General features: G+C 34.6%; 18 protein-coding genes. 1 reads left to right on the top strand and 17 read right to left on the bottom strand.

Annotated elements, in window-relative coordinates; translation table 11 throughout:
* Positions 1 to 2 precede the first annotated feature (2 nt).
* From MKZ30_RS12925 to MKZ30_RS12860, 14 genes are all read right to left on the bottom strand, one after another.
* Positions 3 to 2,348, bottom strand: a complete 2,346-nt coding sequence (locus MKZ30_RS12925; RefSeq protein ID WP_249958834.1) for a VirD4-like conjugal transfer protein, CD1115 family — start codon at positions 2,346 to 2,348, stop codon at positions 3 to 5.
* Between the two features lie 13 nt (positions 2,349 to 2,361).
* The gene (locus tag MKZ30_RS12920) at positions 2,362 to 3,477 is read right to left on the bottom strand and encodes an ArdC-like ssDNA-binding domain-containing protein (protein ID WP_202573917.1); all 1,116 of its coding nucleotides are present in this window, start codon (positions 3,475 to 3,477) and stop codon (positions 2,362 to 2,364) included.
* A complete protein-coding gene (locus MKZ30_RS12915; protein ID WP_010815350.1) occupies positions 3,470 to 3,664 on the bottom strand; it encodes a hypothetical protein in 195 nt (64 codons plus the stop codon). Before MKZ30_RS12915 ends, MKZ30_RS12920 begins: the two co-directional genes overlap by 8 nt.
* Positions 3,665 to 3,731: 67 nt before the next feature.
* The gene (locus MKZ30_RS12910) at positions 3,732 to 5,318 is read right to left on the bottom strand and encodes a coiled-coil domain-containing protein (protein ID WP_249958833.1); all 1,587 of its coding nucleotides are present in this window, start codon (positions 5,316 to 5,318) and stop codon (positions 3,732 to 3,734) included.
* The gene (locus MKZ30_RS12905; RefSeq protein WP_249958832.1) at positions 5,305 to 6,405 is read right to left on the bottom strand and encodes a response regulator; all 1,101 of its coding nucleotides are present in this window, start codon (positions 6,403 to 6,405) and stop codon (positions 5,305 to 5,307) included. The genes MKZ30_RS12910 and MKZ30_RS12905 overlap by 14 nt, the downstream gene beginning before the upstream one ends.
* A 13-nt stretch (positions 6,406 to 6,418) precedes the next feature.
* Complete coding sequence (locus tag MKZ30_RS12900; RefSeq protein WP_010815347.1) at positions 6,419 to 6,637, bottom strand: hypothetical protein; 219 nt, start codon at positions 6,635 to 6,637, stop codon at positions 6,419 to 6,421.
* On the bottom strand, positions 6,637 to 6,864 hold the full coding sequence (locus MKZ30_RS12895; RefSeq protein ID WP_010815346.1) for a hypothetical protein: 228 nt from the start codon (positions 6,862 to 6,864) through the stop codon (positions 6,637 to 6,639). Before MKZ30_RS12895 ends, MKZ30_RS12900 begins: the two co-directional genes overlap by 1 nt.
* 9 nt (positions 6,865 to 6,873) lie before the next feature.
* Positions 6,874 to 7,767, bottom strand: coding sequence for a hypothetical protein (locus tag MKZ30_RS12890; RefSeq protein WP_249958831.1), 894 nt, complete (start codon positions 7,765 to 7,767; stop codon positions 6,874 to 6,876).
* Between the two features lie 159 nt (positions 7,768 to 7,926).
* A complete protein-coding gene (locus MKZ30_RS12885; RefSeq protein WP_249958830.1) occupies positions 7,927 to 9,258 on the bottom strand; it encodes a glucosaminidase domain-containing protein in 1,332 nt (443 codons plus the stop codon).
* Positions 9,259 to 9,281: 23 nt separating this feature from the next.
* A complete protein-coding gene (locus tag MKZ30_RS12880; RefSeq protein WP_202573907.1) occupies positions 9,282 to 9,662 on the bottom strand; it encodes a hypothetical protein in 381 nt (126 codons plus the stop codon).
* A gap of 77 nt (positions 9,663 to 9,739) precedes the next feature.
* The gene (locus tag MKZ30_RS12875) at positions 9,740 to 13,774 is read right to left on the bottom strand and encodes a VaFE repeat-containing surface-anchored protein (RefSeq protein WP_249958829.1); all 4,035 of its coding nucleotides are present in this window, start codon (positions 13,772 to 13,774) and stop codon (positions 9,740 to 9,742) included.
* Between the two features lie 148 nt (positions 13,775 to 13,922).
* Complete coding sequence (locus tag MKZ30_RS12870; protein ID WP_249958828.1) at positions 13,923 to 15,008, bottom strand: hypothetical protein; 1,086 nt, start codon at positions 15,006 to 15,008, stop codon at positions 13,923 to 13,925.
* Between the two features lie 89 nt (positions 15,009 to 15,097).
* Positions 15,098 to 15,346, bottom strand: a complete 249-nt coding sequence (locus tag MKZ30_RS12865) for a hypothetical protein (protein WP_174126091.1) — start codon at positions 15,344 to 15,346, stop codon at positions 15,098 to 15,100.
* A 415-nt stretch (positions 15,347 to 15,761) separates the two neighbouring features.
* Complete coding sequence (locus MKZ30_RS12860) at positions 15,762 to 16,028, bottom strand: hypothetical protein (RefSeq protein ID WP_249958827.1); 267 nt, start codon at positions 16,026 to 16,028, stop codon at positions 15,762 to 15,764.
* A gap of 893 nt (positions 16,029 to 16,921) precedes the next feature.
* Between MKZ30_RS12860 and MKZ30_RS12855 the strand changes: the two genes are divergently transcribed.
* Positions 16,922 to 17,863 carry a helix-turn-helix domain-containing protein gene (locus MKZ30_RS12855; RefSeq protein WP_016616539.1) on the top strand — a complete coding sequence of 314 codons (942 nt, stop codon included), beginning with the start codon at positions 16,922 to 16,924 and terminating at the stop codon, positions 17,861 to 17,863.
* A gap of 41 nt (positions 17,864 to 17,904) precedes the next feature.
* On the opposite strand, the gene MKZ30_RS12850 is transcribed toward MKZ30_RS12855, so the two are convergent.
* The 3 genes from MKZ30_RS12850 to MKZ30_RS12840 all read right to left on the bottom strand — a co-directional run bounded on the left by MKZ30_RS12850 (position 17,905) and on the right by MKZ30_RS12840 (position 21,785).
* The gene (locus MKZ30_RS12850; protein WP_249958826.1) at positions 17,905 to 19,497 is read right to left on the bottom strand and encodes a peptide ABC transporter substrate-binding protein; all 1,593 of its coding nucleotides are present in this window, start codon (positions 19,495 to 19,497) and stop codon (positions 17,905 to 17,907) included.
* Between the two features lie 64 nt (positions 19,498 to 19,561).
* Positions 19,562 to 20,743: a TraB family protein gene (locus MKZ30_RS12845; RefSeq protein ID WP_349645167.1), complete on the bottom strand. Its 1,182-nt coding sequence runs from the start codon at positions 20,741 to 20,743 to the stop codon at positions 19,562 to 19,564.
* Positions 20,744 to 20,771: 28 nt separating this feature from the next.
* A complete protein-coding gene (locus MKZ30_RS12840; RefSeq protein WP_249958824.1) occupies positions 20,772 to 21,785 on the bottom strand; it encodes a replication initiator protein A in 1,014 nt (337 codons plus the stop codon).

The raw sequence follows: 21,785 nt of genomic DNA, 5'->3' as shown, positions 1-21,785 counted from the left end.
TCCTATCCCTTCAGCACACCATAAAATAACTCTTGTACTTCTGGTATTTGGAAGTTTTCCAACCAATTTTCAACTAATTCTACATGCTGTAATGAAGCGAAATAGTCATACTGATCTTCGTCAACAGAGCGTTGTACAATCGAGCGCATAAGAGCCAACTGATCTTCACTGAAATAATCCGTTAGTAATGTTAAATTTTCATGTACTTCTTCAATACTTTCTAACAGTGTTGATACCTCTTCTAGGCTCATTTTTTCATCACTTAATACTTCTGGATACAAATCCATATCGTCCACCTCCCTAGTTTCTTGAAGTTCTTGAGGGTCCTTCGTGTATTCACCAGTATCCTCTAAGTCAACAGTATCAATCTTAAAATTGATAATTAAATCTTTCATATGCAATTCAGCATGTTCGCTCGTGTTTTGGTGCAGCTCTTCAAACGTCATTGGGTGATCAAAACGAGGCATTAGATACTCGTAACGGTGTAACATTTTAGTACCTTCTGCTTCACTTGCTAAAATTGGCCGTGGATTAACACCGTTTCCTTTTAAATCCCTACGCATTTTGGTACGATAAACAACCCATTCCCCAGGTTTTAACATGCGTAGCTCTTCTTCTTTTAGCAGCTCCCGGCCGTCTTCTGATTCACCATAACTTTTATCCATACTTAGTGGATCCCCGTGGCGACTAGCTGCTATAACGGTTGTTGTTCCTAACATATTACAGAAGTACTTGGCATCGTCTTCGCCGTCTCCCATAATGTAATACTTATTCCCACAAGCATTGATTAACGTACGCGCAGCTTTATCTCCATAACGATCCTCTAGTTGCACAACCGATTGTGTGATCAGATAATAAACCATTCCTCTCTCCAAACCGACGTTCATATGTCTACCTAACCCATGAATCGGTGGAATATTCGCTGCTTCTTCAAATAAATGTTTAACTTTACGTGGTAGGGTAGATTCTTTTGACATGGTCGCACTTTTAGCTAATACATAGCCAGCTTGAGAAATAAAGGTTGAAATCAGCGCATAGTTAGAATCGTCATAGTCTGGATAAACAATAAACAAAGCAACTGGTTTATCACCAAAAACTAAATTTTCAAAATCAAAATCACTTGTTGCTGTTAATCGTCCAATGCTATCAAAGGTAAAGCTTTTCAACTTCGCCATTGTTCCAGTATAAATCCCTGAACGAGTAATCCCTTGTGAGAACTTAATTGTCGCAAACTGTAATTTTGCAGGATTCGTTGGCTCAAGATCGCTAAAGAATGCGTCTAATGAAGTCAATCCATTTTCGTCAGGATCTTGGCCAAGCTCACTTAACATAACAGCAACTGTATACATAGTGACTTTTTCAGGTGTGTCATTTTCCTTACAGATAAAGCAAACAGCTAGAATCAAAGCATTCACTAACGCGATTGATGCTTCTTCCCACATTGGGTCAGCATTTGATTTATCGTTATGGAAAATAGAATACGAAAATGTATTACATAACAACTGGGCAGAATCATAATCGCCTTCCCAATAAGCATTCTTTATTAACTCTAATGGATTATATCCAATAGAATATGAAGGCTGAACTAGATTCAAACAGAACACATCAAAACCAAATTTCTCGAATTCTTCTTTAGTATTTTTTATCATATTTCCTTTTAAGTCAGTTACTATTACAGAGTCTTTGATTCCTGCACGCATAATCAAATCTAATGTTGGATAACTCCACATTTCAGTTTTACCTGACTGTGTTCCTGCGTCTATCCAAGCATTTGTTTTATTTCGATCAATGAACACATAGCCATTCTTGCAATAGGGAAGATTGAACCCTTTTATTTTCCAAAAAAAGTATCGAAAAGGATTTAAATTGAAATGTAGCACAGGAACGCCACTTTCACCTTCGTATTCTTTATGGTCTAAAGCAACAATAGGATATTGTTGGATCATTTCTTTAAAGGTTGTCCACCGTGCAACTCCTTTTGTTCCTTTATTTATATCCCTAAACGCAATACGCATTTGATACAACTTTTTAGGAATCAGTAAAGCCCAGATAATAATCACTAAGTTAGGATAAAACTGGGTGTAGACACCAAAAATTGGTGCAGGTTTAAGAAGAGACGTATCTTGTATATAGCTCTTTATTTTATCTGGGACCTCGCTTATGACGTCTAAATTTGCAGACGAAGCCCCTTGTTTTTTGATGCTGAGCAGCGTTTCACCTAATACAAAAAACATTTTAGAAATCAAAATAAAGAAAAGAAGGAAGAAAACAAACGAAAGTACCCCTACTAATGTAATCACAGCCGGGTGTGCAAGAATCTTTTTCCATTGTTTATACTTTTTATTCACAGTTAATCCCTCACTAACGACTGAATCCTTTTACAACATTTTTCGCATTAGAAGTACTTTTTGTTTTCCTTATTGTTACTACTTCTTGCGATTGCTTATTTTCTTTTGTAGCACTCTGTTCTTTTTCATAATATTGATCTAATTGTTGAATAAAGCCTTTACACGTTTTTTGAATACCTCCCATAATCGCGACTTGTTCTTCTGGCGTTTCCCCATAAAATTCTTGGCCATTATTCGTCCATGCAGCAATGTAAGGAATGGCATGTTCTTTTGTGTCAATACCATAATGACTTGAAACAACGTAAGAGACCATTTCTGCTTGAAGCTCTTTAATACTTACTTGCAACTCAGTTACATCTTTTGTAGACCAGTAACTTCCAGCTTCCTGTACTCTTGTTGTGTCATGTAATTGAGCATGTGCCAATTCATGAATCAACGTCGCGACTTCCTCACTAGGTGTATTTCTCGGATTTAGCACGATTTCTTTATGGCCGTCTTTCCCTACAGCAAAAAGCCCCTTAGCTGCCCCAAGTTCTCGGATACCAAAAATAGAACTAGCAGGAGTATGGACTGGTACACCCATATTTTTAGATACTTTTGTCAATGCACTTTTAAGACTTGATAGGTTGGTTGCATTGCTCATAGTAAATTCAAATCGTTTATTAGGAAACAATTTGGGATAATCCTCTGGTTTTGCATTCGTTTGTGTAATATCAAAGACCGTTGTAGGAGAGAAGGTTTGTATACTGTGTTTTTTTAGCTCTCCAGTCTTCAGTTTTTCTTGTTGCTCTTTCGTTGCTTTGTTTACAGGAATTCGCTTTCCATCGGCATTAATATATTCAAAAACATTTGGTTTTAATATTCGAATGCCTTTTTCGCCTTTTTTTACCGAAAAGCCCATTTTCTTAAAAAAAGCAAAACTACCAACTGCTTTTGCCCCCTCAAATTGCGTTTGTATCAATACTTGATTTCGAAAGGAATATTCATGAAACCGATCCATGAATTGGAAAAATTCCAATTTGTCTTCTAAGGTATTCATGTGTTTTTTTACAAACGTAAGTGTTTGGTCCGTCATCATTTTGACTTCTTGTTCAATTTCTTCTTTTGTCCGTTTTTGATACTTAGCCATTGAAAAACTCCTCTCTGGTCATAAACACCCCTTCACCTTGTAGACTTTTTTCGCGAAAAATACGTTGAAAGTCTTCAGCAACGACTTCGTCTACTTCTGTCACTAGCAACTCTTTTGTATCGATATCTTTTGCATGGAGCCGATTAGGCTCAACCGAGGTAATACGTACAATACTTTGTTTATTCATTGTTCTCCTCCTTCATTCTAAAAAAAGAAGCAGGTAAGAGTACCTTGCTTCTTTTCACACGTTTTATTTATGCTTTGATTAATGAATCTTTAGCCAATTGTAGGTTATTAAATGCGGTATCAACGTTTTGTTGTGTTGCTTGTGTGTCTGATAATACTTGGTTTGCTTCTCCTAAAGCAGTCTGAAGGACTTCCCAGCTACTTGTAGTGTATAAATCAGCTTCCAATTGCATTACTTCAGATACTAATTGTGTTAATGAGGTTTTATCCACTTTGATTTCTAAACCTTCTTTTGCTTGTTTTAAGGCTGTAATCTGTGCTTTCACCTCTTCTTCAGTTACATTTCCATTAGAGACTAAAGCTTTAGCTTTATTAAGTTCATCCATAAAATGAGCAACTGTTTGTTCAGTATATCCAGATAAATCTAGTGTTTCGTATTCAGCGATTAAACGATTTAATTCAATCAGACTCAAATCTGGTTCGCCAACTTTCTGAAGGCTGTCTAAAGCAGTTTGTACTAATTGGACCATTTCATTGACTTGTTCCTGGGTTGCATCGATTAGGGTAAGCAAATGCTGTGCCTGTCCTACTGCTTCGTCTAAAACCTGAAGACTTTCTGCAGTGTATATCTCACGATCGATACTTTTCGCTTGATTTATAACATTCCGTAGCACTTCCTTATCTCCACGTGCTACTAGCTGCATAATCGCTTGGTTTAATTCTTTGAGAACAGAATCAATTGTTTCCTGGGTTGCTTCCCCTTGTTGAACTAGCTCTTTAGCAGAATCATTTGCTTGATCTAGTTGTCTAGCACTATCAGTTGTATAAAGTTCCCGATTAATATTTTTAACCTGTTCTATCAAATTCTCTAGTTCAGTCATGTTTCCTCGCAAAACTAATTGATTAATCGTATTTTGTAACGCTTGTACTTGAGCATTTACTTGCGATTGTGTTGCATTTCTTTCTGCTAACATAACTTTAGCCTGGGTTAATTGGGCTTGCATAGCTTCATAAGATTTTGATAAATACGCTTCTGCTGGTAGGCCTTCAGCATTTGCAACCAAACGTTCTAAAACGCCGTAATCTACAACTACAACTGGTGGTTGAGGATCTGGGTTAACTGGCTTATTATCGTCCGGTTTAGACGGATTTGTTTCTTCTTCCTTAGGCTTACTTGGTACAATTGGTTTCTCCGGAACTTTATCGGGTATCACAATTGCAGGATTTTTAACAATTTGATCAACTATGGTTGGCTGTTGTTCTTTGTCCTGTTCCTTAATTGTTTGTGCTACTGCTAATAGTTCTTTTGGTTGTAACGATTGGACACTATCTTGTTTATTTGTATCCATTTTTTCTGTTTCTGATAGACCAAAACGATCAAAAACATTTTTAGATACGTCCGTATCTTCTTTTTTTGTTTGCTCTTTTTTACTCTTTTTCCTGTTATCTTCCGGAATAATCCATGACGAACTTTCCTTCTCCTTTTTAGGGGCTACTTTTTCTGCAGCTTGTGGTTTTGCTGGTGTGAACGATTGATACGCAGCATAGCCCACTGTTCCTGTACAAACTAAAATTGCGGCCGCTATTCCCATAACTTTCTTATTTTTCAACAAGTCTTTGTCAAAAAAAGAATTATTTGGGTTATTCGTTTTCATTGTAAAACTCCTCTCCTAGTTGAGATAAACGATTTTTCCAAAGAGTCTCATTCTTCGTATCTTTTTTTTCTCGATAGAAATGGACCATTTCCTGACACGTTTTTCCCGTTTCAATTAATTCACCTAATTGATTATTTTTTAGATTTTTGTTGATTTTTTCCGCTTCTGAAAACTCTTCTTTTCTGATCATTCGAATTGCTTTTCTTATCCATGCCTTGTTCAACTCAGTTGTCAGTTGTTTACTTTTTAACGTTTTGTTTAATATTTCCGCTTCTTCTAACTGGTCTAACTGAATGTACGCATAAGCAAGCATTACTTTTCGATCAGCATTCAATTCTGTCCCTTCAGTTTGAACAACTTTCTCCCATTCTTTTTGATAGAATGCTAGATCAAACGTTCCTTCATTCGTTGGGAATTTTTCATTGAACGATTTTAATTCTTGAAATTCTTGTTTCTCTACAAGATACTGCTCGATAGCCTCACGATTATCGGGAAATGCCACTGCTGCTTCTGAGTACTTCCCTTCTTCCAACAATTGTTCATACGTTGGTTTAGAAGGGGCTTCCTCTTTTTTTGAGTAAGAATTAACAAAAAATAAACTGCCACCGATCAAAGAAAAAAGAAGCACCCCCATTAGTATGAAGAAAATGCTTCTTTTCTTTAAAGTTCCACCGGAAAAGTGACGACGTTCTCGGTGAATATTCGTAGATTTTTTCTCTTTTTTCTGTTTCTTTTTGTTTAAATCATTTGCTGGCTCTGTCACTTTTGGATTCTCTAGTTCTTGCTGAATAACTGTGATCAATTCCATACATTCTGTAGAATTTGTATTCCCATAAAGAGTAGTAAACGTATGCTGAACAACGAGAAGAAGGTTTCGTGAAATCCCTTCTCCTATTACACAATCGTCGCGAAAAAGTACGTCTTTATCTTTTACAAGCTTAATGCGTATCGTATCTTTTATTCCTGTATCTTCAGCAAAGGTTTCAAGCCTTTGTAAAAGTATATTCGTTTCTATTAAGCTTAGCTTTTTTCTTGATGGAGGAAGAAGCTTTTTCACCCTCCTCCCTCCGGTTATTTGAACATACATACTCTTTCCTCCATTACGCAGACATTAGCCAATTCACAATTGCTGCACCAGCAACTGCAATTACAATCCCAATTACAATGTGTTCAATATGTTCTTTTGCTTCTTCCACTTTTCGTTGATTTTTGCGCATCATGTTCCAAGCAGCTTGTAACAACTGTAGAGTAGCCCAAGAACCAGTTAACGTGGATATTCCACCGATTAAAAAGATTAAGATTGTTTGAATACGATCCATTATGCCTGACCTCCTTTTGTATGCTGTTGTGTAGAATTATTATTTTGTTTTTCTGGTTGTGAACGCTTTGACATTAACAGTAACGCTTTGGTTAATGTTGCTTGATTTGCTGATATATATTGTTGATAATGCTCTCCCAACCACGTGTCATGATCTTCGTTTTTAGCCTCCATAATGGCTTTTGCTAATTTTTTACGATTATTCAGTTCAGTTTGTGTAATTTTCATAAGTTCCTCCTAATAGCTAACAATTTTCTTTTTGTTACGTTTTAATTGGTTTGCTTGTTTTCTTTTGGCTGTATTCATTTGTTTAGGAAATGTTGGTGTAAATCGTTTCCCAACAAGCCGCAATTCATGTAAGAATTCCATTTCTTCGTTATAAGCCCCAACTGGGACCTTCTTAACCCATTCTTTTTTCCGACCATATCCTTGCCAGATATACCCAGCTTGATAAAGTTGTTGTTTACAATCAAATCCACCAACAACGCCAATATAATAATGCAAACAGAAAAGCGCCTCTATAGGTCGTAAAACTTGGACATCGATACTAGGAAATTGTTTAGTTAGATAATTGGCTTCTTCGTCAGCTTCTTTTTTTGTTGTAAATTCTTTTTCCCAAGCTTTCGCCAATGTAAACCAGCGATACATTCGTTGTTTTAAAACTACACGTGCTTCATAACTATTCGTGACATGGACCGTAAAGGAATTGTTAACTGATTTATTTGATAGATTCCATGTAGAAACTTCTCCAAACTGTTCAATCAATTGATCATACTCTTTGATTGCGTAAATTATTAGTGTGTCTTCAGACAGTAAATCCATTGACATTGCTGTTGTAAGTAGCAAATAGAATCTTTCGTAAAACACATCATTACTTTTTAACTCACCTTCATCCATAAACGTTACATGACGAGCAAGTTCCCTTAAAATAGTTAATATCGTCGCTTCAGGTGGCTGAGTTAGTGTAAATAATTCGATTTTACGAAAATTGGGCAAATATTGACTTTGTTTAGATTTCAATTCCTTTGGTACAATACTCATTTCAAACTTTTTGTAACGATTGATATCTTCAAATGTGTTCGCTAATATTGCACATAGCAAATCGTAAAGTGTCTCCTCTTCTGTAGCCATTCATTTCACCTCCTTTCAGGGTCTCATATTAGATATTTGTATCTAAATAATTGTAATTTAAAGATAATTTCAACCCCTAGTGAGCCTAAAAGAAAAAAAGCCAATATCATAGGTGCTAAAATGTAAAACATTACTGTCTTCATGGATTATTTCCTTCCCTTATTTAGGTTGTACATAGGACAACAAGCTTGTATTTTCAGCTGCAATTGTTCGTGTAGAAACCACGTTTAACCCTTTTACGTTCATTTCTGAAATAAGAATACTACCGTCAGAGTTCACTCGTTCAACAAATGCCACATGACCATAAGTACTGTCTGCGCCTAAAATACCTGCAGGAAATGAAACAGCTGTGCCGGCTTTTGGCGTTCTTGTGACTTCATAGCCACGAGCACGTCCTGTTTCTGCCCAATCTTGGCCATTGCCCATTGTTAGATCGATATGTTTTCCTAATTGAGTGATTCGGTTGTATACATATTGCGTACAATTCCCCCAGGCATAGCTATTTCCTGAATCGTAATTTACACCGTTGTAACCAGGAAAATCTGATTCACTCGGCGTAATTGTTTTCTCCTGGTCAAATTCAGTCAAATGGTACGTTTCAATCAAACCGTTTAATTTTTGATTGTATTGAGTATCGGTCGCATACGTTCCTGTTAACGCCTGTGTGGCATTTTCGTATGTTTTCGCTACACTTTTATGTGTGCCTGTGTAAATCGCTGTGTTCCAGCTCACACCGTCTTTTAAGAGCTTTGCGTAATCCTCGAATGATTCTTTATAACTCGGATATTTTCTAAAGTTTGATTGAATAGAATATAGCTGCCCTGTTCCATTATCTTCAGCTGTCAGAAACGAAACAGATTGGCCGTTAAAATCGCCCTTAATTCCAAACAAATTGTAATTTGGTTCATGGCTTAATTCACTGCTACCACTACCACTTTCTAAAATGGCTTGCGCAATCATGACACTTGCGAACAAATCATTGTCTTTTGCGACCTTCCTTGCCGTTTCACCGATCTGTAAAACAAACTCTTCAGTACTTTTCACTTTTTCAAAATGAATAGTTTCTGTGTTGTAAGAGATTGTTACAACTGGTTCTTGTGCGACTGTTTCATTGGGTGTTTCACTTGAAACGATTTCTTGTTCCATTGAAACACTAGGCGTGGTTTCTGGAACAATTATCGGTGGTTGTGTTTCATCGGTTGTAACAGGTTGTTCTTTGGAACTGTCTGGAAGAGTTTCAGTTGTACTTGTTGATTGTTCTGAACTCTCCGTTGTTTCAACTGTCTTTTCAGTACTACCAGAGGTTTCCGACGTTTCAGTTTGCTGTGTCTCACTTGTTGCTTCCATCGTTTCACTTGGTTTCGTTTCGTCTACTACTTGACTAGATTCCATTGTTTCCGTTTCATTGCTCGTTTCGTCTGCAAAAGCAGTGATTGGAACTGCAGTAGAAAGTAAAAGAATCGTCGAATAAATAGTAATTAGTTTCCTCACTGATTCCCCTCCTAATTTTGTATTTAACTAAACTCAATGCTGTCTATAAATCGTTCTTTCCAATCTGATTCTTTTTTAGCAAAGTAATTTAGTTTTGCCATTGAAAAATGTGATTCGTCTGAAATTTTAAACTTCAATACTGCTTGATTTTTTAATTGTTTGTTTCCTTTTATAGGTAGATTTCTTACAATCTCTCCTGAGCCTTTTTCTAACTTTACAGGAACTTTTTGTTTCCCAAAAGTTAAAATAATACGCGTGTATTCACTTAGATTCTCTTCATTAAAAATTTTATTTCCTTTTAACTCTTGTAGTTTTCCTTTTGGGATAATGATTTCACTTGCACGACCTGTTTGATCAAACAAAAAGTATTCCTTTAGTTCCGGTGTATATAAAAATAAATCCACTGTATCACCTCCTCCTGTTTTTGACGTTCACTTTTTGACACAAAAAAAGACACAAAAGAGAGCTTTTCTGTCTGTGGTTAGTTATTCTGTTTTCTTTTTGTTGTTACAAGATATGCTGCGCCTGCTAATAAAATGAATCCTAGAATAGTAAATAGAATTCCTTTTTGTTCGCCTGTTTTTGGCAAGAATTTAGTTGGTGGTACAATACGAACTGTTTGAGCTAAATCATTAATATCTGCGTGTGTTGTTAATTTTAAATTGTCTCGATATAGGTCTTCAAAAACAACCACATGAACTTCTGAAGTAATACCTTTAGAATCAAACGTAAATGGAACAATTACTTCGCCATTTGCGGTTTTTGGTACAAACGTTTTAACTGCTTGCACTTCTTTACCATTAACGACAAATGGTTTATTCGTCGTTTTATCCATCAACTTACCTTTAACTGTGTAAGTTTTACCTGGTGTTAAATTCGTGTATTTCACTTTATCATTAATGGTCATTTGTCCGCCAGAAACACCTAGCTTGCCATTGTTGATTGTAGCCGTGGTTTTTAATGTCGGTTTGTTAAATTCGATGGTTTGGTCTTTGTCGTGAATGTCGGCATGAACTGCGACTTCAGTTTCATTTCGTGTCAAGGTTTCAAAAACAACCGTTTCTTTTCCTTGCAAGTCTTTCGCGTTTAATTCAAATGAAAGATCCACTGTTCCAGTTACTAACGGTGATTGTTGTTTTTCTACAGTTTTAACTTTTGCTTCAGTGGTGACAATTTCTGCTTTTCCATTACGTGCGATAAATTTCAATGAATTACGAACTTCTTTTCCATTGACTAACAATGGTTTGTTTGTCGCTTTATCCATTAAAACACCTGCTAATTCATAGGTTTTACCTTCAATTAAATCAGTGTAAGAAACAGTATCAGTGATTGTCACTTTTTCCAAGGCATCCGCTTTGTGATCTCCTGAATCTTGATTAATCGCTGTTGTTTTTAGTTTTGGCTCTGTGAATGTAACAGTTTGTCCTTTATCGTCAATGTCGTGGTGGACAGCAATTTCAGTGTTTTCACGTGTTAATGTTTCAAAAATAACAACTGACTTTCCTTTTAACTGTTCAGCATTCATTGTGAATGTCACTTCAACCGTTCCTGAAACACGGTTAATTTGTACAGCAGCAGCTCTCATTGCTGGTTTATCCGTCTCACCTGGTTGTTCAAAATTTGTTGCGTCGTTTTGGTCTTCAATGATTTCTGCTTTTCCATCACGAGCAATGAAATTCACTTCATTTCGCACTTCTTTTCCGTCGATTAATAGCGGAGTGTTTGTTTTCTTATCCATTACCACACCAGAAATGTTGTACACTTTTCCATCTAATAAATCTGAATAAGAAACAGTATCAGTGATTGTTACTTCTTTTAACGCTTCGGCAGAATGACTGTTAGAATCATTGTCCAACGCCGTTGTTTTTAGTTTTGGCTCTGTAAATTCAACGGTTTGTCCTTCGTCTTCAATGTCTGCATGGATCGCAATTTCTGTTTCATTTTTGTACAGATTTTCAAATACAACGACTGTTTTTCCTTGTAAATCTTTCGCATTTACTTTAAATTCAATCGTTTCGCTCCCTTCAGACGTTGTTGGTGTAAAACGTTTGCTAGCAGTCACTTCTTCCCCATCGATTAACAATGGTTTGTTTGTTGCTTTATCCATTAATTTACCTTTTAATTCATAGGTATTTCCTGATATTAAATTTTTGAAAGATACCACGTCAACAATAGTTACTTCAGCTAAAGGATCAGAAACTTTTGAACCGTCTTCCTCAAAATGCGCTTCTGTTTGAATTTGAGGATTATTTACTTTCACAGTTTGGCCCATGTCATTGATATCTGCATGTTTAACTACGTCATACCATTCTTTTGAATCGCTGCGTTGACGGCTTAGATATTCAAAAACAACTAGTTCTTTTCCTTTCAATTCGCGTGCGTCAAATTCAAAAGTAACATCAATTGTTCCTTTAGACTTTGTTGGTTTGAATGTTGCTTCACTGATTACTTCTTCCCCATCGATTAACAGTGGTTTATTTGTTGCTTTATCCATCAATTTACCATTCAATTTGTATAACTTGTTTGGTTGTAAGCCTTCATAAGCCACTGTATCTTTTAATACGACTTTTTCTTCGGGATCAAATTCTTTTCCATTGTTTTCTTCATTGACTGCAGTTGTTGTAATTTTAGGATTGTCAAAGGTGACAGTTTGCGGCACGTCATTAATATCCGCATGAACAACAATTTCTTTGTTGTTTTGATACAGTGTTTCAAATACAACCACTGTTTTACCAGCAAGAGCTGACGCGTCAAAGGTGAAGCATACTTCAACAAAGCCATTTTTAGCTGTTGGTTTGAATTTCTTCTCTGAAGTCACTTCTTTTCCATTTACTAGTAATGGTTTGTTTGTTGCTTTATCCATTAATTTTCCTTTAACAACGTATTCTCGGCCATCAGTGTAAAGGTTTGTGTAATTCACTTTATCTTTAATTGTGACGTTTTTCTCTGGAGAAAGTACTTTGTCACTATCTTCTTTGTCTGTCGCTGTTGTTTTCAAGGTCATTTTAGGATTTGTGAACTTCACTTCTTTAGTTTTTCCAGCTTCAATCTTAACTCGTTTAACTGTGGGATCTAATAGATAACCTACTGGCGCTTCAATTTCGCGCATTTCAACATTCGTATCTGCCGTATATTCTACTGATACAAGCTCTCCGTTTTTGTTTGTAGTAGCTGTTTTTTTAGAGCCGTCCGCTAGATTTTTCAATTCAAATTTAGCCCCAGCCACTGGATTTCCGTTATCATCCACTTTCTTAATTTTAGCTTTACCATTTCTAATTACGTTAAACCTTAAAAAAGCAACGGTAGGGTCAGAAGCCCCTGCTGTTGATACTGATTGAGACCCTGGTTTTACCCAAAAATATTGATTGCCTGAATAGTATGATTTTCTGTCAAAATCCACGCGACCTGACTTTGAACTTGCAGTAGCAGTAACTTCCAGCGTATTTCCATTCTTTTTGATTGTTAAACCAGAATTATTTACGACAACGAAATTTCCTAAAACACCATTTGTATCTGGAATTTTTATAGTTTGTCCTTGCTTAATGTTGTAGTCTTTGTTGTGAAATGATGGTCTTACTTGGAAATTTTTCATATTTTGAATAATCGTATTTTTGTATCCTGCATAATTAGGAAGACTAGTACTCACAGACCATCCTAGTTGCTCCCAAATATACATATTTGTAGCCATAATGTACTCTACGCTATCGCCACTTTTAGCTCCAAAATTCATAATGTCATTGATCTTGATTCTTTCTGCTAATGAAATACCAGCGAATTCTGTCTGTTGTGTAAAGCCTGCACCCGGAACAAATACAACTCCTGGTTGTACACAATAGACTAGTTTTCCATCAATATACATAGGCTGATAAAATTCACCCCATGCTGTCCATGCACCTTTGCTAACATCGTATCTTACATAAATTGGATTGCCTTCAGTACCGATAGAACGTGCAAGACGAGTACGTCGTTCAAAAGGAATTTCAATACTTTCTCCTTTGTCATTTTTAACTGACATACCAAAAGAAGAGTCTTTTTTTGCATAATCACCATATAAATATTTAGCTAATGAGATAATTTCGTTATCTGTCAAGCCTTGTACGTCCGTTGGATTATCTCGATTGGCTAATTCTTCTCCTGTTCTTTCGGCTTTTTCATGTGTTTCTTCCGTTACTTCAGTTGTAGAAGTTGCTTCAGTGTTAGTAGCTTCGCTTGAATTAGTTGTAGAATCAATAGGACTGTCATTACTATTCATGCTTTCACCTATTGTTTTATCTAACTCCGTTTGAGTGTTTTGTGTACGTTCTGCTGTTGTTGATTCATTAACTTTACTAGAAGATTCTGTCGATTCTTCAGGTGTCTTTTTCTCTTCTATCTCACTAGAAGAATCCACTTGTTCAGTATTATCCAAGCTTTCGGCCATAGCGATTGTCGAAGGTACAACATTCGCTCCTGCAATGGTCAGCATAGCTAACAGAACAAGGAACTTATTTTTTACTTTACTTAATTTATCTTTCATTGTTTTCCCACCTCAAAATTTTAATTTTTATATTTGCGCTTCTTCTGAAGGTGGATCTCGCGGAAAGAACATTTCTCATCACTCCTCAAAATCAAAAAAGGCAACGATTGAGTATTCTTCAATCGTTACCTCTTTAATTTAAAATATTTTATCCAAATGGTACTAGTTCACCTGTGAATCCTGCTGATCTTCCATCTGTATATAGGACTTCCCAAGTCTGCACTCTATAAGGTTGGCCAGTAGAGATTTCCAATTCGCGTGCTTTTGCTGTACCCGCAGCTTCAGCAGCAGCTTGTGTTGGAAACAGGCCTAAACTTCCTTGTGGCGTGCCTGGATCAATTGTATTACTTGGTGGAGGGGTCACATTTCCGCCACCGGTATTACCACCACCAGAGTTTCCACCGCCATTGTCAACTGGTGGTGGTGTTGGGTTTGGTTGTTCCGGTGTTACAGCGCCACCACCATTTCCTGCAGGTGGTGCTGGTGTATACCCTCCACCATTATAGACAGGTGCTTGCGGTTGTTCTACTGGCTGTTCTACTGCTGGTGCTTGTGGTCGTTCTGCTTGGCTAGTTGTATTGTTAGCTGGTGTTCCGTTTGCTGCTTCATTTTGAACCTTGTTTTCTTGTGCTGGATTAGTTGCATTTTCTTTGTTGTTCCCAGCTGTAGCCTGTTGTTTTTGTTCTTCAGCCTTTTGTGCTTTTTCTTTTTCAGATTTCTCTTTTGCTTCTTTGTCTTTTTGCTCTTTAATTCCTTGTTTAAGCTTGTCTAAGCGTTTTTGGTGTGCTTCTTTATCTTTCTTCAAGTATTCGTCTTTTTCTTCGTTAATGCTGTTTTGAGCTGCTTTAATGTCACTATCTTTTTTAGATTTTTCTGCAGTCGCTAACAATTGATCTGTTTTCTTAATCAAGTCTAAAAACGAACGAAGTTTTGTCATTTTCGCTTTTGGGTCTTTTTGTTCCTGTTCTTTTAATTTTTTAATAATGGTTTCAGCCATTTCAATGTCCTTAGCATTTCTAGTATCATATGCTTTTTTAATTGAATCATCGACTTGTAACGATAATTTTTTGTAGTCCTCTTTTTCTTTCTTTTCTGCTAACTCGATTTTTTCTGCTTGTGCTTTCTTTTGGCTATTTACTGCATAAACAGAACCGCCACCAATTAAAAGTAGTGCTGCAACTGACACCCCAATAATTTGATTTTTCTTTAACTTAAACCCTTGTTTTTCACTCATTTCTTCTTCCTCCTAAGATTTGTAATTTTAGCGTACCTAAATGTATCTATTATCGCAAGCAATAGCTTGTTCTTTTCGTCACATGCTTTTTATCCGATTAAACTGACACGCATATATAATTCAGGTGTTTCTTTCTCTTCCCTTTTAACAGGACAATAATCTTTGTATAAAGCTTTCGTTTCATGAACTGCTTTATACAACGTTATTTTTCGTTGTGTTGTCCACTGTTTCGCGTTTTGTGTTTCTTTAATGTACTCTTCAACCAATAATTTCTTTTTACCGTTCTTTTTCATGTAGTCAATTAGTTCAACAATCATTTGTTTCGTAATATATGCCATGATTTATTTCTCCTTTTTTCGTTACTAAATTTCATTCATTAGTGAATATCGCTTTCAGGTTAAGCGTACCTTGCTCAACTTCAGGAATGGAGCCTCCTTCTAGTTCATGACCTAAAGCAAAAACCTTTGACACGATAAGTGACACAAGTATCAGTCTATTTCACCCGCAAAGAAAACTGGCTTGCCGAAACAAACGATCAATTTCCACTACTTACTTATCTGGCATGAATGCTAGAAATAGGATAACTTCTCTTGTCAAAAGGCTATCCCACTGTCTTTTTTTAAGTGCAGAGAGCAATCAGCGACAGTTACCAAGTTACTTTTTATCTCTGCGTATGTATTTTTCAAGGAGCAGTAATTCCGAAGTAATGACAAGAACGTTTCACTAATCAATGAAACCTAGTAACAAAGATTTTTAAACATATTGTTTAATTTTAACCGGCTTTTCTAAAAATCTAAGCGGCTCTAATTCGTTTTTGCGTGAAGCAACAATCATTCCGTCTCTTTCTAAATTCTTTGCTAAGAAATATAAGTCCTTAGCCGCTACGGTTTTAATTGGATCATCCCTTGAAATGAAGTCACCATTCCACGCATTTACATAAATCTCATTGTTAAACGTTTTAACAGTGTGAGTTTTGTAAATAAAATCTTTTGAGCAAGTTTTTAAATATTTCTTTCGCAACTTCCATCACCTCCACTCTCTCATTTTTGACAAGTTAACAGATAAAAAAAAGAGGAGATTACGCGTGAACTACGTAATCTCCTCTTTGAAGCACTAAATTACTTAAACTATAAAATAGCATTTATATGAATCTCTTTTGAAACTAATCTAAGAAAATCCATATGAATCACTTAAAATAGACCGAAAGTCGTTTTCTTTTTAAGCAAAAATTGCTATAATACAATTTGTTGTAACATTAGTTGCAACAAGAAGAACCTTACAGTTCATGCCGTCCAAAGCATATGAATTGTTTAGCTTCCAAAGGGTTACCAGCCCAGAGGAAGGGTTCTTTTTTTTTATCTGCTAACTTCTCAAAATAATTTAGTAGTGTGTACTAAACTATTTAATCTAATATGTGCTAATATTTAAAATAATTCAATTTATGGTTAAAGATTAGCACACGTTTAAAAACAATGCAAACATTTTTTAATATAAATGAGCAAAAAAACCAAAAAAAGTGTTAAAAATGACCGAAAATACCATTTTTCAAATTAACTCTAAATTGTCTTTTTGTACATACTAAAAAAAGTTGCTATAATTACCTATAGTAATCAGCGATAAATATTTAACCTGCTAACACTAAAGATAATGATATTACAAAAGGAATAATTTTTAAGATAGATTGTTTGTTAAATTTTCTCATTTTAATTCCTCCTTATGTATTTATAGTACCATATTTAATTTTATAGACAAGTGCATTATCTTCTAACAACATTGATGCACCGGCCTGTTTTCACCTTTTTATTATAAAAAGGTTTTATATAAACCGTTTTTTTGCCTTAAAAATATAATCAGTCAAAAATACAAATTTTTTTGGTTAAAACTTATCCAAACAATTGGAGGTATTTTTTAGTATGAATTATCATAAATTATTAAAAATATTGCGTAAAGAACTAAACATTAAACAAGTTGACTTATACACCGACATAGTTTCAAAATCAAGTTATCGAAAAATCGAGGAAGGAACAAAGTTTGCTGCAATTGAAGAAATTCAAGGATTCACAGACAGACTAGGTATAAGACTTTCAGAATTCCTTTTCAGAGCTGACGTCACTAGAAGAGCATCTTGTTTCTTTGGTAACAAAAAAATTATGTTACCAAGTTTAGCAAATGATCTCTACAAGCTAGAGGAAGAATTTAAAGAAGCCTACCAAAATCGTCATAGTAACTTACAATATTACAGTTTATTCCTAGGTTGTATTGCTGTTGGTAATTCAGTAGGTAAAAATTTACACACATTTGATTCAACTGATATAAAGGAATTAAAAAAAATGTATGAAAAGAGAACATTTTTTTTAGGAATTGATTACGAAATTTTAGCAAATTTGTTTTTAATCACTGATCCTGATAATTTTAGTTTTTTGTTCAAAAAATTATTTCCAGTCACTCAATCTAACGGTGAAACTTTTGATTATATTGTTCAAGTTGCAATAAAGAATGGAATAACTAACTATTTACACAAAAAAGATTTTGAAAATGCTCAATTTTTCCTCAAACAATATGAAAATTTAAGAAAATTACCTACATTTATTTTACATGGAAATACCAATTTGGAAGTTGTATATCTTAACCATCTTTTTAATTTTCTAAAAAATCGAGATATTGAAGAATATCTTAATGCAGTAAAAATTGTAAATCTATTCTTAGAACTAGGACATACTGAACAACATAAATTATTAGTACAAGAAGTTACTGAAATTGCTAAACAAGAAAATTTTGAAGTTCCTTCATCAATCAATGCTTTTATTGAAGAATATGTGCCTATTAGTTCAAGTGTAGCCAAAGATATAGAGTAAAAAAACTTATAATTAAAAAAAAGATGAAACGACTAGATTAATTACTCTAGTCGTTTCATCTTTTTGTAATCATATTTTGCACCTATCGAATGCGTCTCAATATTTTTCAGCGTTGACTTTAATAATTTAGAATTACCTACTTGTAAAAATGGAACTACTCCCGCATCCTCAAGTAGTAATTCTTCTGCTTTTTTTAGAGATTTCCAACGCTTATCTGAGGTATCTTTTAAGTATTCATCATATTTAGTATTGCTATAACCTCCAAAATTTAACACACTGTTACTTTCAAAATTACCTAAAAAACTCATAGGGTCAGGATAATCTGCCTGCCAGCCACTTAGACTAATAGTAAAATCATGTTTCATAACTCGCTCTATTTGTACATTTGCAGGAACTGGTGTTATCGTAATTTTTAAACCTTTTAGATTTTCTTCTAATTGTCCTTGAATGTATTCAGCTGCTTTTTTGGTTGTTTCTTCTTCATTGGTTAAAATGTTTAAAGTTACTTGTTCTTTAATATTTAATTCTTTTTTCGCTTTATTCCAATAGGATTGCGCTTTTTCTGTATCAAAATGCACCAACATTTTGTTAGCAAAATCTTTTTTTGTACTAGGATCAAAAGCAACGTCTTTAGCAACAACACCAACAGCAGAAATAGAACCATTATCTAAAATGTTTTTAGCATAATTACTTCTGTCTATTGCATAACTAATGGCTTTTCTAACGTTTTTATTTTGTAGAATAGAATTTTTTTCCCGTTGATTCAACTCTAAATACATTGTATTAGCCATTAAAGTAGTGGAAAATTCTTTGTTATCTTTGTACTGTTTAGCATATTCCCCTGTAACTGGGGTATCGTCTAACTGGCCATCATTATAAAGATTAATCCCTGTGTTAATTTCCTTAACTACCTGGAAGTTAATTTTCTCCATTGAAACCTCTTTTTGATCCCAGTACTCCTTATTTTTAGAAATCGTCCACTTATCAGAAGTTCCCACTCCCTCTAAACTTGTTAAGTTAAATGCCCCATTTGTTACAATTGATTTTTGTGAAGTGCCATAGTCTTTCCCATACTCTTTAATCGCTTTTTGTTGTACAGGATAGTACGCTGTTAATGCTAATAAATCTGTAAAATATGGTGTGGGTTTTTCTAACTCAATTTCTATCGTTTTATTGCCATTATTTTTTACTGCCAACGTTTCTTTCGATTGTTTTCCTGAAGCAATTTCTTTAGCATTTTTTATAGCAGAGAAAAGCTCAACGCTAGGAGAAGCAGTTTTGGGATCTACCACTCTTTGCCATGCCGTTACAAAATCATCAGCAGTAATATCTGTTCCATCGGCCCATTTTGCACCGTCTCGAATCACAATTGTATATGTTTTACCATTATTGGATATTTTTGGTTGCCCAGCTGCAATTGCTGGTTGTGGTTGATTTTTTTCATCTAATCGGTACAACCCTTCCATTACGTTGGCCAACAATGTAATACTTGTTTGATCCACTGCTGTTGCTGGGTCTAAACTTTGAACAGGTGTCATAGCTGAAAAAGTAGCTACTTGCTCAACTTCTTTTGATTTAGAGTTATTTTTTGTTCCTTCTTTTCCATTACAAGCCCCTAAAATCAAAACTAGCATACTTACACAAAAAATGAAAGCATCGTTCTCTTCTTCATAAATTAAATTCCTCCTAGTTTATTAATTAAATTAAATTCTTAAATAATTCTATTCCCCCGATAATATTACCTATTGCCCCACCTGCACTAGCTAACACAAAGATTAAGCCCACCTTTAACAATCTATTTTTGTAAATCGATTTAATTGATGAAATATCGTCTTGTGCATTCATAAAATCATTGACCGTAGGTTTTTTTATACTAGCTTCCATTAGGGCTGAAAACATTCCTACTGATAATACCGGACTTAGTGCGCCAACTGGAGCCATTATAAAAGAAGTTAAAATTGTTAATGGATTAGCTAAAGCAAAACATGTGAATAATGCTGCTAGTCCCCCATTCCATACTAACCATTTTAGTATTTGTGATACGCCTACTTCGAATCCCGAAACCAAAGAGAGAACTAAAAGAATAATGATAATTGCAGGTAAAGAAAATTCTAATAATTTAGTACTTAATTTTTTTGGTGGAATTTCATTTAAATCATCTAAGGAAAACTCTGTTCTTTTTTCTAATTTCTCTTTAATTCCTTTCATATGAGCTTTCCCAACCACCACAACATTCACTTGACTTGTATTATTTTTCAGTTTAGTAGACATATACTTATCTCTATCCGTTATCATATCTTGATACAGCGAAGGATATTTTTTTGACAACGAAATAAACACTTTGTCAAAACTATCAGACTCTAAATACTCTTCTAATTTGTCTTGTTCAATATCATCAAATTCAGTGAAAAATGTCATAAAAAGTTTTGGCTTTTCCAAAAAGCTTAAATGACGCCACATTCTTTTAAAAGTAACTTGGATATCACGATCGATTAATTGAATGTTTGCTCCTATTTCGTTAGCACTTTTAATTGCCTGAATTAATTCACCAGCTTGAGTAGTTCCTTTAGTATTTGCTAATTTTTTTTGATATGCACTGTAAACAATATTGGAAATTAGAACAACTAATTTTTTTTCTTTAATAATTTTTATAATATCTGTATTTCCCCATTGGTTAGAGTTAGTGTATTTTTCATATCTTTTTTTATCTAGCTCAATACTAACAGTATCTGGTTGAACTCTTTCAATAACCTCTTTAACAAGTTCAACACTATTCTCTGAAATGTGACTTGTCCCAACAAGATAATACGTTTTATTAGACACAACTATTTTCTCTACGTTTTTATTTTCAGATTCAAAAGACATATAATTTTCCTCCATAAATTTAAATTCATACTAAACAGCTACTTTATTGATTTTCAACCCAGTTATGAGTGATTACTCCTGGAGTGTAAGAATTACTTTTCTTGTTCAATTGACTTTTTTTCTCTAGTGCACATTCAACAAATAAATTGTAAAAAGACATGTAAAATAGACCTTTTGGACTTTTTACAGTAGAATCTGTCTTAATTTTGTGCATCACTCGTCGCAAACATTTGTCTATTTCTTCTTGATAATCTTCCCCAATTAAAACAACATTGTATTCTTTTTCAACTTTGGTTTTAGCACGTATAATTGTTCCAACCATTTCATGGGCTTCTTGAATAGTATCAGAAAAGGCTGCAATAAATTTTAAGCTATCTTTGCTTAGGAAAGTGTTCTCTTGAACTTCTGCAAACTGATCGAGCAATAATTGTTGTTGCAATCGTTCTTTTTCAGTATCTATTGTATCTATTGTATCTAAAGAATTAGTTAGATATAGATTGGGTTGGTTTTTCCCGCTTTCGAACAAAGTACTGGTATTATTGGATTCTTCTGGACGTTGGTTTTTCCCACTTTCGAAAGAAACGCTGATTTTATCATGTTTATCCGAAGGTTGGTTTTTCCCACTTTCGGGAAACTCATTTGTATAGCTAGCATTACTGATGGCGTAAACATCTGTTGCTGAAACTTCCAGCTTACCTAAATACAATCTGTTTGGATAGTTTTTGAATTCACCAGTAGAGAGTTTTTTCGGAGGAATACGTTTTTCATAAAGTAAATTTTTGTCTTTTAATTCTTTTTTTATTTTTGCAATTTTATTTTCTTTACACCCTAAAATATCCATCAGTTCATTTCGTGTAAAGATAAAATATATATGCCCATCTTGATCAATCCAATTATTTTGTATTGAATATTCACATCGGTCTTGCAACATTGCGTAAGCTATTTTACTATCATTAGACATAGTCTTATAAAATTCTGATGTAAAAAGTACTTTAGGTAATTGGTAATACAAATTTCTATAGGTTTCATTAGCTGAAATAAATTGAAAATCGTTCAT

This window comes from Enterococcus sp. LX10 (assembly GCF_023539285.1).
Classification (GTDB): Bacteria; Bacillota; Bacilli; order Lactobacillales; family Enterococcaceae; genus Enterococcus; species Enterococcus faecalis.
The sequence above is the reverse complement of the archived record's forward strand: the minus strand, read 5'-3'. Positions and strand labels throughout refer to the sequence as shown.

Bases quoted from the DNA above. Each gene is read 5' to 3' on its own strand.
- MKZ30_RS12920 (WP_202573917.1), bottom strand. From the start codon at position 3,477: ATGGCTAAGTATCAAAAACGGACAAAAGAAGAAATTGAACAAGAAGTC.
- MKZ30_RS12915 (WP_010815350.1), bottom strand. From the start codon at position 3,664: ATGAATAAACAAAGTATTGTACGTATTACCTCGGTTGAGCCTAATCGG.
- MKZ30_RS12910 (WP_249958833.1), bottom strand. From the start codon at position 5,318: ATGAAAACGAATAACCCAAATAATTCTTTTTTTGACAAAGACTTGTTG.
- MKZ30_RS12905 (WP_249958832.1), bottom strand. From the start codon at position 6,405: ATGTATGTTCAAATAACCGGAGGGAGGAGGGTGAAAAAGCTTCTTCCT.
- MKZ30_RS12900 (WP_010815347.1), bottom strand. From the start codon at position 6,637: ATGGATCGTATTCAAACAATCTTAATCTTTTTAATCGGTGGAATATCC.
- MKZ30_RS12895 (WP_010815346.1), bottom strand. From the start codon at position 6,864: ATGAAAATTACACAAACTGAACTGAATAATCGTAAAAAATTAGCAAAA.
- MKZ30_RS12890 (WP_249958831.1), bottom strand. From the start codon at position 7,767: ATGGCTACAGAAGAGGAGACACTTTACGATTTGCTATGTGCAATATTA.
- MKZ30_RS12875 (WP_249958829.1), bottom strand. From the start codon at position 13,774: ATGAAAGATAAATTAAGTAAAGTAAAAAATAAGTTCCTTGTTCTGTTA.
- MKZ30_RS12870 (WP_249958828.1), bottom strand. From the start codon at position 15,008: ATGAGTGAAAAACAAGGGTTTAAGTTAAAGAAAAATCAAATTATTGGG.
- MKZ30_RS12865 (WP_174126091.1), bottom strand. From the start codon at position 15,346: ATGGCATATATTACGAAACAAATGATTGTTGAACTAATTGACTACATG.
- MKZ30_RS12855 (WP_016616539.1), top strand. From the start codon at position 16,922: ATGAATTATCATAAATTATTAAAAATATTGCGTAAAGAACTAAACATT.
- MKZ30_RS12850 (WP_249958826.1), bottom strand. From the start codon at position 19,497: ATGCTAGTTTTGATTTTAGGGGCTTGTAATGGAAAAGAAGGAACAAAA.
- MKZ30_RS12845 (WP_349645167.1), bottom strand. From the start codon at position 20,743: ATGGAGGAAAATTATATGTCTTTTGAATCTGAAAATAAAAACGTAGAG.
- MKZ30_RS12840 (WP_249958824.1), bottom strand. From the start codon at position 21,785: ATGAACGATTTTCAATTTATTTCAGCTAATGAAACCTATAGAAATTTG.